Source organism: Bacillus sp. SIMBA_026 (assembly GCF_046535335.1).
In the GTDB taxonomy this organism is placed as follows: domain Bacteria; phylum Bacillota; class Bacilli; order Bacillales; family Bacillaceae; genus Bacillus; species Bacillus velezensis.
The window spans coordinates 448802-462068 of sequence record NZ_JAWRWX010000002.1 but is presented as its reverse complement, the minus strand read 5'-3'; the positions used below and the strand labels follow the sequence as shown (position 1 = coordinate 462068).

Annotated in this window: 13 protein-coding genes; 11 read left to right on the top strand and 2 right to left on the bottom strand. The window is 46.5% G+C overall.

Annotation, left to right across the window (positions count from 1 at the left end):
• Nucleotide 1: 1 nt before the first annotated feature.
• From SB847_RS13110 to SB847_RS13070, 9 genes are all read left to right on the top strand, one after another.
• On the top strand, nt 2-1456 hold the full coding sequence (locus tag SB847_RS13110; protein WP_032876240.1) for a tetratricopeptide repeat protein: 1455 nt from the start codon (nt 2-4) through the stop codon (nt 1454-1456).
• A 397-nt stretch (nt 1457-1853) separates the two neighbouring features.
• A complete protein-coding gene (cwlO, locus tag SB847_RS13105) occupies nt 1854-3260 on the top strand; it encodes a peptidoglycan DL-endopeptidase CwlO (RefSeq protein ID WP_044801893.1) in 1407 nt (468 codons plus the stop codon).
• A gap of 204 nt (nt 3261-3464) precedes the next feature.
• The gene (trxB, locus tag SB847_RS13100) at nt 3465-4415 is read left to right on the top strand and encodes a thioredoxin-disulfide reductase (protein ID WP_007407423.1); all 951 of its coding nucleotides are present in this window, start codon (nt 3465-3467) and stop codon (nt 4413-4415) included.
• A 273-nt stretch (nt 4416-4688) separates the two neighbouring features.
• The gene (locus tag SB847_RS13095; RefSeq protein WP_029325815.1) at nt 4689-5156 is read left to right on the top strand and encodes an 8-oxo-dGTP diphosphatase; all 468 of its coding nucleotides are present in this window, start codon (nt 4689-4691) and stop codon (nt 5154-5156) included.
• A 25-nt stretch (nt 5157-5181) separates the two neighbouring features.
• Entirely contained in the window at nt 5182-6069 is an 888-nt protein-coding gene (gene rapZ / locus SB847_RS13090) for an RNase adapter RapZ (protein WP_410563702.1), read from the top strand.
• Nucleotides 6066-7019 (top strand): gluconeogenesis factor YvcK family protein, encoded by a 954-nt coding sequence (locus SB847_RS13085; RefSeq protein WP_007407422.1) that lies wholly within the window; start codon nt 6066-6068, stop codon nt 7017-7019. Before rapZ ends, SB847_RS13085 begins: the two co-directional genes overlap by 4 nt.
• 26 nt (nt 7020-7045) lie before the next feature.
• Complete coding sequence (gene whiA, locus SB847_RS13080; RefSeq protein ID WP_007407421.1) at nt 7046-7996, top strand: DNA-binding protein WhiA; 951 nt, start codon at nt 7046-7048, stop codon at nt 7994-7996.
• 23 nt (nt 7997-8019) lie between these two features.
• The gene (locus SB847_RS13075; protein WP_003151495.1) at nt 8020-8277 is read left to right on the top strand and encodes an HPr family phosphocarrier protein; all 258 of its coding nucleotides are present in this window, start codon (nt 8020-8022) and stop codon (nt 8275-8277) included.
• 24 nt (nt 8278-8301) lie between these two features.
• The gene (locus tag SB847_RS13070) at nt 8302-9048 is read left to right on the top strand and encodes an arylamine N-acetyltransferase family protein (protein WP_410563698.1); all 747 of its coding nucleotides are present in this window, start codon (nt 8302-8304) and stop codon (nt 9046-9048) included.
• Nucleotides 9049-9110: 62 nt separating this feature from the next.
• Here the strand turns inward: SB847_RS13070 and SB847_RS13065 are convergent, their stop codons facing one another.
• Together SB847_RS13065 and SB847_RS13060 are read right to left on the bottom strand one after the other, a co-directional pair.
• Nucleotides 9111-9500 (bottom strand): ribonuclease, encoded by a 390-nt coding sequence (locus tag SB847_RS13065; protein ID WP_410564420.1) that lies wholly within the window; start codon nt 9498-9500, stop codon nt 9111-9113.
• 203 nt (nt 9501-9703) lie between these two features.
• Complete coding sequence (locus tag SB847_RS13060; RefSeq protein ID WP_206583695.1) at nt 9704-10669, bottom strand: 2-hydroxyacid dehydrogenase; 966 nt, start codon at nt 10667-10669, stop codon at nt 9704-9706.
• A 400-nt stretch (nt 10670-11069) separates the two neighbouring features.
• Between SB847_RS13060 and SB847_RS13055 the strand changes: the two genes are divergently transcribed.
• Both SB847_RS13055 and SB847_RS13050 read left to right on the top strand, forming a co-directional pair.
• Nucleotides 11070-11651: a beta-class carbonic anhydrase gene (locus tag SB847_RS13055; protein WP_003151503.1), complete on the top strand. Its 582-nt coding sequence runs from the start codon at nt 11070-11072 to the stop codon at nt 11649-11651.
• A 2-nt stretch (nt 11652-11653) separates the two neighbouring features.
• Nucleotides 11654-13243, top strand: coding sequence for a SulP family inorganic anion transporter (locus tag SB847_RS13050; RefSeq protein WP_025853522.1), 1590 nt, complete (start codon nt 11654-11656; stop codon nt 13241-13243).
• The last annotated feature ends 24 nt before the right edge of the window (nt 13244-13267 follow it).

Sequence of the window (13267 nt, the reverse complement as noted above, 5' to 3'; positions counted from 1 at the left end):
TGTGGGAAAACACACTTCTGAACAGAAAAAGCACGCGCAAATTGTCCAGCTGCTTCAGGATGGACAATATTTTTTTCATAAAGGCTTAAAAGCATATAAAGAGCGGAATTTAAAGCGGGCCAGCAAACTGATTCAGCGGGCCGTCCACCTCGAGCCGAATGATTCCGAAATGCTGTCCCGGCTGGCCGTCATTTATTCTGAAATGGGCCACTACCAGCAGTCAAATGAGCTGTTCGACTTTATTTTGGTGAACCTGAAAGAAGAAATGCCCGAGTGTCATTACTTTAAAGCGAATAATTTCGCGCATTTGGGACTCTTTCAGGAAGCATACAAAGAAGCGGCGGCTTATTCAGATGCCGATCCGGACGGTGAATTCAGCGAAGAGATTGAAAATCTGATGGAGCTTTTGGATTTCGGTGAAGCGGGTGAAGACGAATCGCTCTATGACCAGGATGAGCTGCTGATCAGGCAGGACCGGGCAAAAACGCTTCTTGAGAGCGGCCAGCTTCATGAAGCGGTTGTCATGCTTGAAGAGATTACGGCCGATTACCCCGAGCTTTGGTCTGCATACAACAACCTGGCGCTCGCTTACTTTTACTCAGGCAATGTCACAAAAGCGAAACAGACGGTATTCGAAGTGCTTGAGAAAAATGAAGGCAATCTCCATGCCCTGTGCAACCTCCTTGTATTCTGCTATTACGAGAGGGAAGATGAAAAAGTCGGAGAATTGAGCGGAAAACTCGCCAACGTGTATCCGATTTTATTCGAACAGCGCTATAAGCTGGGAGCGACGCTAGCGCTTGTCGGCAGACATGATCTCGGTTATAAATGGCTCCGTTCTCTTTACAAAAGCGGGTTCGAAGGCGACGACACGTTTTATTACTGGCTTGCCGCCTCAGCCTACGGGACAGGCCGCACAGAATTTGCGGAAACCATTTGGAAAAAGGCCGAAGCCGAATTTCCCGAATCAGACCGGCCCGCGCCTTGGGCGGAGCGGCAGGAACCGCTGCCTGCTTCACTTGAACAGCGGCTTGCCGCCTATTATATCAGCAGCGCTGAAGGAGAGCGGGACCAGCTTGAAAAAGTTCTGACGGCAAAACGCGCCGTTTCACCGTTTGAACAAGATTTCGTCAGGCTGCTGCTTTCCGGTGAAAAAGGCGCTTCAGGCGTCTCCGGTGATGCGGTGTTCACGTATCGGACGGTCAAGCTTCTGGAGAAAGCGGAAGCCGACAGTTTAAAAACTGACGTCATGAGCTGCTGGGTTTTTCACGTCATTCAGCACATCCGCGCCGCCGCTGCCGTACAGAATGAGCGGGCATGGGCAGCAGCCATCGCATATGTATGGAAAGAAGCAAACGGCGAAAAAACGACGAAAAAAGAAACGGCAGCCGTTTACGGTATAACGCCGGCAACCCTTTCGAAATACATCAGACAAATAGACGATATATTAGAATAAAACCGATTCTTTCTATATAAAGAGTCGGTTCTTTTTTTTATCATAAAGGGGCAAAACAGAACTTTACCGCCGAAAAAAGAGGTATTCATACGTATTTTTTTGCTTTTCGAATCGAAATCAGGCCGTAATCACCGTTTATTTTGCAAAATATGAGATTTGCAATCACATTGAAATATAACTGTAATAAAAATTGTCGAAACATGATGGTATAATGAGTCTCGTACATAAGAGATTAGTTTATTTTACATGTGCTGTATAATCTATACCAATTTAAAAGATTTAAAGATTCATACATAAAAATCATCAGCCTCACGGGTTTGTGAGGGAGCGTAACTTTGATGTTCATAATAGAATTCCAAATGAGAACAGGTTTAAAGTAAAAGGGAGGAAAGAAAAAGTGAAAAAGAGTTTATTAACACTTGGTTTGGCTTCCGTCATCGGGACAAGCAGTTTTTTGATCCCGTTTACAAAAACTGCATCGGCGGAAACATTAGACAGCAAAAAAGCAAAAATCGAAAGCAAGCAATCTGAGGTGGCTTCAAGCCTTGAAGCAAAAGAAAGAGAATTGTCTAAGCTTCAGGACAAGCAGGCTAAGATTGAAAAAGAACTGAAAGACATTAACGCTAAAGCGTTGGATACAAGCAATAAAATCGAAGATAAAAAAGCTGAAAACGAAAAAACGAAAAAGCAGATCGCTGATTTGAAAAAAGAAATCAAAGAAACAGAAGCGCGTATTGAAAAACGCAATGAAATCCTGAAAAAACGCGTTCGTTCTTTACAGGAAAACGGCGGTTCTCAAGGATACATAGATGTTCTTTTAGGGGCGACAAGCTTCGGAGACTTCATTTCCCGTGCGACTGCGGTATCTTCTATCGTTGATGCGGATAAAGACCTGATCAAACAGCAGGAGCAGGATAAAGCGAAACTCGAAGACGCAGAAGCTGAACTTAACGTGAAGCTGAAAAAAGTTCAAGATGATCTTGCGAAACTCGAGTCTATGCAAAAAGACCTGAACAAACAGCTTGATCAGAAAGACAAGCTTTTCGACGAAGCGAAAAACGGCCAGAAAAAAGCGGCTTCCGCTATCTCTGATCTGAAAAAAGAAGCATCAAAGCTTGCAAACGAAAAAGCTGATACCGAAAAAGAACAGAAGCGCATTAAAGCTGAGCAGGCTGCAGCGGCTGCCTTGATCAAAAAACAGGAAGAAGCGCAAAAAGCTTCTGAAGACCAAAACCAAAAAGATGACAGCCAGCCGGCACCGGCGGTTAAAACTGTGAAAAAAGCGGCTGTTTCAACATCATCTGATGACAGCTCAAGCAAACCGAAGAGCACTTCAGGCGGATCATCTCATAACAGCGGCGGTTCAGATGATTCTGACGGCGGATCTGTTATTTCAAATTCAGGCGGTATTGAAGGCGCCATCAGCGTAGGATCAAGCCTTGTGGGTCAATCCCCGTACAAATTCGGCGGCGGACGCACTCAATCTGATATTAACAACCGTATTTTTGACTGCTCTTCATTCGTACGCTGGGCTTATGCTAACGCAGGCGTTAACCTTGGACCTGTCAGCGGCACAAACACAGATACTTTAATTAATAGAGGGAAAGCAGTCAGCGCGTCTGAGATGAAACGCGGAGACTTAGTATTCTTCACTACGTATAAAACAAACGGCCACGTCGGCATCTACCTAGGTAACGGAACGTTCCTGAACGATAATACATCACACGGTGTATCCATTGATTCTATGAGCAACCCTTACTGGAAGAAAGCATTCAACGGCAATGTAAGACGTGTCGTGCAATAATGAATAAGACAAGGGCCTTCTATCCCGGAAGGCTCTTTCTTTATTTGTATACCCGCTCAGGAGCTGCCTAATCACGGTTTCAGAAAAATGAGCAAAAAAATAGCGAATTGCCCTCAGATTTAATAGGATATGGGTAAGGAATACGATTGATGGGGATTCTTAGTCATATAGGGTGCGCCCCATTTCGAAAAGGAGTGAATCATGGTGTCAGAAGAAAAAATTTATGATGTGATCATTATCGGCGCGGGTCCGGCGGGGATGACCGCTGCTGTTTACACATCACGAGCGAACTTATCCACATTAATGATCGAAAGAGGAATTCCGGGCGGCCAGATGGCCAACACGGAGGATGTTGAAAACTATCCGGGTTTTGAAAGCATTCTCGGCCCTGAACTTTCTAATAAAATGTTTGAACATGCGAAAAAATTCGGTGCGGAATATGCGTACGGCGATATTAAAGAAATCGTTGACGGCAAAGAATATAAAACGGTCAAAGCCGGTTCAAAAGAATATAAAGCGCGCGCCATCGTCATTTCTGCCGGAGCGGAATACAAAAAGATCGGCGTTCCCGGCGAAAAAGAACTGGGCGGCCGCGGCGTATCGTACTGCGCGGTTTGTGACGGCGCGTTCTTTAAAAATAAAGAGCTTGTCGTTGTCGGCGGCGGAGACTCCGCCGTTGAAGAAGGCGTCTATCTGACACGCTTCGCTTCAAAAGTCACCATCGTTCACAGACGTGACAAATTGCGTGCGCAAAGCATTCTTCAGGCGCGTGCCTTTGACAATGAGAAAATTGACTTCAAATGGAACAAAACCGTAAAAGAAATCCATGAGGAAAACGGAAAAGTCGGCAGACTTACTCTTGTAGATACCGTGACGGGAGAAGAAGAAGAATTCAAAGCAGACGGTGTCTTTATTTATATCGGTATGCTTCCGCTTTCTAAACCGTTCGAGAACTTGGGCATCACAAATGAAGAAGGCTACATTGAAACAAACGCTCAAATGGAGACAAAAGTTCCAGGCATTTTCGCCGCGGGAGACATCCGTGAAAAAACGCTCCGCCAGATCGTAACGGCGACAGGCGACGGAAGTATTGCGGCTCAAAGCGTTCAGCATTATGTGGAAGAGCTTGAGGAAACGCTCAAAACCGTTAAATAATCACTGTAATGTTCAGTTTTTGAATCGTTACTGTGTTTTAATTACGCTGTAACACGGGTGAAATACTGATGTTTTAAGATGAATGTAGTAATTGACCCCCTTTTTAATGAATACACTTTGGCACGGATTCCAGTATCCGTGCCCTTTTTTTGCGATTTTCTGTTTTCTGTCAAATAAAAGAAAAGGATGTCGGTGTCTCTGCATTGTGAGAGACATGCCGAAACGGTATAATGAAGAGACGATGATTTGTTGAGAAGGTTAGGTGACGTACTTGTGCAAAGAGTGACAAATTGTGTGCTGCAGACAGATGATCAGGTTCTTCTTCTCCAAAAGCCGAGACGGGGCTGGTGGGTCGCGCCCGGCGGGAAGATGGAAAGCGGCGAGTCCGTCAGAGATTCCGTCATCAGAGAGTACAGAGAAGAGACGGGCATTTATATACTAAATCCGCAGTTAAAAGGCGTGTTTACCTTTATTATTAAGGAACAGGAACAAATCGTGTCAGAGTGGATGATGTTTACTTTCGTCGCCGACTCCTACACGGGGCGGAATGTCGCTGAATCAGAGGAAGGCGTTCTGAAGTGGCATGACGTAAAAGATATCCACAGCCTTCCGATGGCCCCCGGAGACGGGCATATCCTTGATTTTATGATCAAGGGCCAAGGGCTTTTGCACGGCACCTTTACGTATACGCCGGACTTCGAGCTGCTCAGCTATCGTTTAGATCCGCAGTTTATTAAATAAAAGAAAGACCGCAGGGGGGAGAAAGATGAGTATGAATGAAAACCATGATATTCAGCTCGTCATCATTACGGGAATGTCTGGAGCGGGGAAAACCGTCGCCATTCAAAGCTTTGAGGATCTCGGCTATTTTTGCGTCGACAATCTGCCGCCTTCCTTGCTGCCGAAATTTTTGGAGCTGATGAAAGAATCAAGTTCAAAAATGAGCAAGGTCGCGCTTGTCATGGATTTGCGGGGACGCGAATTTTTTGACAGGCTGATTGAGGCGCTGGATGAAATGGCGGAAAATCCGTGGATTACACCGCGCATTCTCTTTTTAGACGCTAAGGATTCCATCCTTGTGACGAGATACAAAGAAACGAGGCGTTCTCACCCGCTGGCCGCTACCGGGCTTCCTCTCGAAGGAATCGCGCTGGAACGCCAGCTGCTTGAAGAATTGAAAGGGCGCTCTCAGCTGATCTATGACACATCGGATATGAAACCGCGTGATCTGCGTGAAAAAATCGTGGCGCATTTCGCCACGAACCATGGTGAAACATTTACAGTGAACGTAATGTCATTCGGGTTCAAATACGGGCTTCCGATAGATGCCGACCTCGTGTTTGATGTAAGGTTTCTGCCGAATCCGTTCTATATTGAAAGCATGAGGCCGCTTACGGGGAAAGATGAGGAAGTGTCATCCTATGTGATGAAGTGGAACGAAACACAAAAGTTTATTGAAAAGCTTGTTGATCTGCTCGGCTTTATGCTTCCGTCTTATAAGCGGGAAGGTAAAAGCCAGCTTGTCATCGCGATCGGCTGTACGGGCGGCCAGCACCGCTCCGTCACGCTCGCTGAGTATTTGGCTGACTATTTTAAAAAAGATTACTATACTCATGTCACTCACCGGGACATTGAAAAGAGAAGCCGGAAATGAATAAGAAGCCGAAAATCGCAATCTTCGGCGGCGGAACGGGTCTGTCCGTGCTGCTTCGGGGGTTAAAGCATAAGCCCGTTGATATTACGGCGATTGTGACAGTTGCTGATGACGGCGGAAGTTCAGGCCGTCTGCGGGATGAACTTCAAATTCCGCCGCCGGGTGACATTCGTAACGTACTGGCCGCTTTGTCAGATGTTGAGCCGCTCGTTGAAAATCTGTTTCAGCACCGTTTCAACAAAGGAAGCGACTTAACCGGACATTCGCTCGGCAATTTGATTTTGGCAGCGATGACAAATATAACCGGTGATTTCTTTCACGCTGTCACCGAAATGAGCAAGGTGCTGAATGTCCGCGGCAGAGTGCTGCCGGCTGCCAACACCAGTGTCGTTCTTCACGCTGAAATGGAGGACGGGCAGGTCGTCTCCGGAGAATCGACAATCCCTTCTTACGGCCAGCGGATTAAACGGGTGTTTCTTACGCCTGAAAAAATTGATCCGCTCCCGGAAACGATTGACGTCATCCGTCAGGCCGATTTAATCATTATCGGTCCGGGAAGCCTGTACACAAGCATTCTTCCGAATCTGCTCGTACCGAAAATCGGAGAGGAAGTCGTCAAGGCTGCGGCCAAAAAAGTATATATATGCAACGTTATGACACAGCCCGGAGAGACGCTGCAATACAGTGCGGCCGACCATGTCAAGGCGCTGAACGATCATATGGAGCAGCCGTTTATCGACACGATCTTAATCAACAATGAGGAGATCCCTGACGAAATCAAAAGCAAATATGCGAAAGAGCTGGCCCGGCCCGTCGACTTCAATGTTGAAAAGCTGAAATCCATGGGGCTTGAGGTCATCAGGGATCAGATTATCACGTATAAAAATGGCGTAATCCGTCACGATACACATAAAGTGGCTTCTCTTCTTGTCGATTTATTAAGGGACTAGAGGCCTTTTGAAATGAGGTGGCTAATATGTCATTTGCATCGGAAACAAAAAAAGAACTGACGAATCTGGAAGTGAAGGACTGCTGCGCCAAGGCGGAGCTGTCCGCGCTGATTCGGATGAACGGTTCCCTGTCATTTTCAAACCGCCATCTCGTGCTTGACGTTCAAACCGAAAATGCGGCGATTGCCCGCCGTATTTATACATTGCTGAAGAAACAATATGATGTATCGGTCGAACTGTTAGTCAGAAAAAAAATGCGGCTGAAAAAAAACAATGTTTATATTGTGCGATTTTCTGAAAATGCAAAGCTGATTTTAGAGGAATTGAAAATCCTCGGAGAGAACTTTGTATTTGAACGGAATATTTCTGAGGAACTGGTGGCGAAACGGTGCTGCAAACGTTCTTATATGAGAGGGGCGTTTTTGGCGGGGGGATCTGTGAATAATCCCGAAACCTCGTCGTACCACTTGGAAATCTTCTCGCTTTATAAGGAACATAACGATTCATTATGCGCGCTGCTGAATGAATTTCATCTGAACAGCAAAACGCTTGAACGGAAAAAAGGCTATATTACGTATTTAAAAGAGGCGGAAAAAATCACTGAATTTCTGAATGTCATCGGCGCTCACAATTCACTGCTGCGTTTTGAAGATGTGCGGATTGTCAGAGATATGAGAAACTCAGTGAACCGCCTCGTCAATTGTGAAACAGCAAACTTAAACAAAACCATCGGGGCTTCGCTCAGACAGGTGGAAAATATTAAATACATTGATGAACGGATCGGTCTTGAAGCGCTGCCGGAAAAGCTTCGCGAAATTGCGCAGCTGCGGATTGATTATCAGGAGGTCACGCTGAAAGAACTGGGGGAAATGGTTGCAAGCGGGAAAATCAGCAAATCCGGCATCAATCACAGGCTGAGAAAGCTCGATGAAATCGCAGAACAGCTGCGTACAGGACAAAGCATCACTTTGAAATAACCGTACAGAAAAGGGGAGATCTTATGGTTCAGGGGAAAGTGGAAGTGCGTTTAAAGACGGGATTGCAGGCGCGCCCCGCTGCATTGTTTGTACAGGAGGCAAATCGCTTTGCATCAGATGTGTTTCTTGAGAAAAACGGCAAGAAAGTGAATGCCAAAAGCATTATGGGATTAATGAGTCTGGCGGTCAGCACGGGGACGGAAGTCACTCTGATCGCTGAAGGCGACGATGAAAAGGAAGCGCTGGAAAAGTTGTCCGCTTATGTGCAGGAAGAAGTGTAAACACTTTGTAAGGGGGACGGAACGATGAATGAGTTTCTGAAAGATTGTTATCAAACGATAGGCTGGGAAAAGGATTCCCTCGATTTCAGCAACCTGCCGGAGTTTTTAAAGGCGCTCGCGTATCGGTTTCCGTTTGAAAATCGCGCGGTTTTGTCCAAAAAAGAATATGACATCACGAAAGAAGGACTGTGGCGGCACATGGTGAAGGAACCTCATGGAGGCCTTTGCTATGACTTGAACGGACTGCTTTATTTCATCCTGAAAGATGCCGGATTTGATGTCAAATTGATCCGCGGAACGGTCTGGAAAAACGGCTGGGCGCTGCCCGACACACATGCGGCCGTACTTCTTTCCGCCGGAGGGAATGAGTACATCGCTGATGCAGGCTTCGGCCTCAATCTCGCCATGCAGCCTGTGCCGATGTCGGGAGACGAGACGGTATCAGCGGCCGGAGCGTTCCGCGTGAGGATAGAAGAGACGGAATTCGGAACATACCTGCTTGAAATGAACAAAGGGGACGGCTGGCAGACAGGTTACGCATTTTCGCTTGAAGAAATCGATGAAAAGGACCTCAAGTCTATGAAACAAACAATCTTTGAACATGAACGCTCTCCTTTCAACAAACGCCTGCTTGCTTCTAAGCGGACACCGGAAGGGCACATGGTTCTGTCTGAACGCAATATAACAATAAAAAAACACGACGGCACGGCGGAAAACAGCAGAATAGACCGGTCAGAGTTTGAAGAAAAATTTACTGCTCATTTTATATGAAGCTCGCAGGTTCTCTGTGAAAAAAAAACGGCCTCCGCAGGGAAGCCGTTTTTTGTATGTGTTTATCTCATTTTTGTAAAGGTTTTATAATGATCTGTCGTCTTATAAATCAGCCAGTCGCTTGAGTAAAGAATCCGGTCTGAATTTCTGAAGCCTGATGTATAGTTAATATCCGCTTCACGCCACGTCCGGCCGCTTTTGGCAGGGAGATTGCCTTCCCTGTTTGAGAAGATGTCTCCGCCGATGCTTTTCCCCGGAGCGACGTCTGCAAGATTCCCCTTTGATGCAACCCAGCCGAGGGCCTGCGCTTCTGACTTTGTAATGTAATTATCAGGAAGCTTATGATAGGTCTGAAGATAATCCGCAACCCCGTCAAACGTGTTGATAACCTGTGCTTCAGTGTGCGCCTTGTGAGAAGATGTATCCGTCTTGGCAGCCGTGGAAAACAGCATCCCCGCCGCGGAGAACAGCACCAGCAAACAAACGGAAATCCACGATAATCGTTTTTTCAAAGCAATACCTCCCATTTTTATCATGTGAAGCTGATTCCTTTTCATTGTATCAGCATCGAGAGAAAGGAATAGAAAGAATTTTAAAATAGAACTTTTGATCTAGCGAAAAATAAACCCCGGCTGAACGGCCGGGATTTTTCATCTCATTGAAATTCCTTCGTGAGGTTTTTCGGCGTTTTTCCGTATACGGCGTCAATCATGTTTTGTGCGGCTTGCTTGAACATATTCAAGCGGATTTTTGCCGTTGCTGACCCGATATGCGGAAGCAATGTGACGTTTTCCAGCTGCAGGAGCGGATTGTCTTCGGCGATCGGCTCTTTTTCAAACACATCTAAACCGGCGCCTTTTATCCAGCCCTCTTGCAATGCGCGGATGAGCGCTTTCTCATCAACCGTCTTTCCCCGGGAAATATTGACGAAATATGCCGTATCTTTCATCAATTTAAATTCCCGCTCTCCCATCATATGATACGTTTCGTCAGTAAGCGGCGTAATTAAAAGCACAAAGTCTGATGTTTTCAGCAGTGTATCTAAGTCGGCATATGTAACCCCGAGTTCCTTCTCAGCATCCGGTTTTCTGCTGCGGTTATAATACAGCACGTCCATATCGAAGCCGAATTTTGCCCGTTTGGCAGCTTGTTCACCGATTCTGCCCATGCCGATAATTCCTAATGTCTGATGGTGGACGTCCATACCGAAAAGAGATTCTTCCTCAACGGTTCCCCATTTGCCGGCGCGGACGAATCGATCCAATTCGGCAACCCGTCTGGCGGAAGACAGAATTAATGAAAAAGCCAGATCAGCGACAGTGTCATCTAAGGTGTACGGCGTATGCGTGCCGACAACCCCGCGTCTTTTCATTTCTTCAATATTAAAATTATCATAGCCGACTGAATTATTGCTGACGACCTTCAGCTTCGGCGCGTGATCCAGCAAATCACTGTCAATCGCCGTTCCGGATGTCAGCAGCCCTTCAGCATCTTTCATTTTTTCGTACAGTTCCTCTTTTGGAATGGTATCTTCTTTCCAGATGTCATATCGGCAATGCTCGCCTATCATTTGTTCGACTTCCGGCGGTATCGGTTTCGCGATGAATACATAGGGTTTCAACGGGCTTCTCCTCCTTTGTCTTTCTTCTCTATTTTATTATATAAGAGAAGCGGTAACGTGAGAAATATTCAAACGCATTACGATAAATTTCTGGTTCTTTTGAACTTAAAATGAAAGGAAAAGAAATGTACATGCTTGATTTCTCCAAACAATAACAGAATCCGCCTATATTTCTGAAGGCAAAATGAGCGGAACCGCTGTTTTCAAAAGCTTTATAGGTTGGTGTAAAGATAAATTTTATTATTTTTGAAAGATATAAATGAACATAATCTGAATTTACAGTCAAATTATCGTGTCTTTTTTTGAAAGCGCTTTTGAGGCCTTTTTCTGTGCTATAATTCCTTACTGTAAGCTGGGTAAGAAGGCTTGCAATACAATCGGATGGGAGATGAATAGAAAAATGGTTTCTTTATCAAGCATTTTGGAGCACAACCAGCAGTTTGTCCAAGAAAGGAAATATGAACCTTACCAAACGACAAAATTCCCGAAAAAAAAGCTTGTCATCGTATCCTGTATGGATACAAGGCTGACGGAGCTTCTGCCGCAGGCGATGGGACTCAGAAACGGCGATGCCAAAATCATAAAAAACGCGGGAGCCATTGTTTCTCACCCATTTGGAAGTGTCATGCGGAGCATTTTGGTTGCCGTTTATGAACTGCAGGCAGAGGAAGTCTGCATCATAGGTCACCGCGAGTGCGGAATGTCGGGATTGAATGCGGCTTCCATATTAAATAAAGCAAAAGAGCGCGGCGTTGAGGACAAATGTCTCAGCCTTCTGCAGCATGCGGGAGTCGATTTGGAAACATGGCTGACCGGTTTTCACAGCGTCGAAGAAAGCGTGGCCCACAGCGTGAATATGGTCAGGCATCATCCGCTCTTGCCTGAAGAGGTGCCGGTGCACGGGCTGGTGATCGATCCGGGGACGGGGACGCTGGATGTTGTCGTTGACGGTTATGAAACAGTCAAAGGAGGATGCAGCTGACGATGCAATTTACCGGCAGATATCAGGGATACAATTTGCAGAAATTTCAGAAGGACCTAATCGCGGGAATTGTGGTCGGAATTGTAGCGATTCCATTGGGAATGGCCTTTGCCATCGCTTCGGGGGTCGGTCCGGAATACGGGCTTTACACCGTTATTGTGGCCGGAATTCTGATTTCGCTGTTGGGCGGCTCTAAATATCAGATCGGCGGGCCTACGGGGGCGTTTGTTCCCATTTTATTTGCCATTGTGATGCAGTATGGTTTTGAGAATTTACTTGTAGCCGGTTTTATGGCAGGTGTCATGCTCGTCCTGTTTGGCGTATTTAAGCTCGGAAAGATTATGAAATTCGTGCCGAAGCCGGTGATCGTCGGATTTACGGCCGGAATCGCGGTGCTGATTTTCTCGGAGCAGATTGCCCATTTTCTCGGTCTGCGCGATATCCAAAAGCATGAAAGCTTTATCCTCAACATTGCGGAAATAGGCAAGAAGATCGGAACCTTTAATTTGTACAGCATCCTCATCGCGGGAATTGCTTTGGCCATTTTGCTGTTATCAGCCAGGCTGATGCCGAAGATTCCGGGCGCGCTTGTGGCGCTGCTTGTCTCTACAGCCGCGGCGGTGGTGTTTTTTCCTGACAAAATGGCGACAATCGGTTCTGCTTACGGGGAAATCCCGCGGCAGCTTCCGGCTTTCCAGCTTCCGGATTTCTCAATCGATAACATGATCATGATGTTTCCGTCCGCTCTGATCATTGCGCTTCTCGGCGGACTTGAGTCCATATTATCGGCGATGGTCGCGGACAATATGAAAGGATCACGGCATGACAGCAATAGGGAGCTTGTCGGGCAGGGCATCGCCAATATGGCAGCGCCGCTTTTCGGCGGCATACCGGCAACGGGAGCGATTGCGCGGACCGCAACAAATATTAAAAACGGCGCAGTTTCTCCGATTTCCGGTGTTGTCCACGGAGTCACCGTCCTCCTCGTCCTGCTCGTCTTCGCCCCGCTTGCCGTTCATGTACCGCTGGCAAGCATGGCGCCGGTATTGATGGTGGTGGCTTGGAACATGAGTGAGCGGAGGGAAGTCGCCAATATGATGCGGCTGAAAAACACTGATTCATTCGTACTGGCGGCAACCTTTTTACTGACGGTTCTGTTTGATTTAATCATCGGCGTTTCTGCCGGTCTCGTGCTCGCTTTTGTTTTCTTTATCAGAAAAATGAGCGAATCAACAAGCATCAAAACACCGCATGCCGCTGTCAAATCGGTTAAAAATGATTCGTCCGTCAGCACATATTCCATTGAAGGGCCGCTGTTTTTCGGTTCAATTGATTCACTGGAATCATCGCTGCTGGAGAGGCTTCAGGAAAAGCCGAAGACGCTTATTCTGCTGATGAATAATGTGCATTACATGGATACCTCCGCAGAAGCGGTGCTGGGGAATGTGATGAACCGGATCAAACGGCATAACGGGAGATTGATGATCGTCGGATTGCAATCACAGCCGAGAGAGCTGATCCGAAAGACGGGGCTGTTTCATAAAATCGGGAAACAGCATTTCTTTGAGCATCAGGACGAGATAACGGGATAAATTCAGATACGGCCTGTCCATGAA

Bases quoted from the DNA above. Each gene is read 5' to 3' on its own strand.
- SB847_RS13085 (WP_007407422.1), top strand. From the start codon at position 6,066: ATGAATAAGAAGCCGAAAATCGCAATCTTCGGCGGCGGAACGGGTCTG.
- SB847_RS13065 (WP_410564420.1), bottom strand. From the start codon at position 9,500: ATGCTGTTTTCCACGGCTGCCAAGACGGATACATCTTCTCACAAGGCG.
- SB847_RS13070 (WP_410563698.1), top strand. From the start codon at position 8,302: ATGAATGAGTTTCTGAAAGATTGTTATCAAACGATAGGCTGGGAAAAG.
- SB847_RS13075 (WP_003151495.1), top strand. From the start codon at position 8,020: ATGGTTCAGGGGAAAGTGGAAGTGCGTTTAAAGACGGGATTGCAGGCG.
- whiA (WP_007407421.1), top strand. From the start codon at position 7,046: ATGTCATTTGCATCGGAAACAAAAAAAGAACTGACGAATCTGGAAGTG.
- rapZ (WP_410563702.1), top strand. From the start codon at position 5,182: ATGAGTATGAATGAAAACCATGATATTCAGCTCGTCATCATTACGGGA.
- SB847_RS13055 (WP_003151503.1), top strand. From the start codon at position 11,070: ATGGTTTCTTTATCAAGCATTTTGGAGCACAACCAGCAGTTTGTCCAA.
- SB847_RS13050 (WP_025853522.1), top strand. From the start codon at position 11,654: ATGCAATTTACCGGCAGATATCAGGGATACAATTTGCAGAAATTTCAG.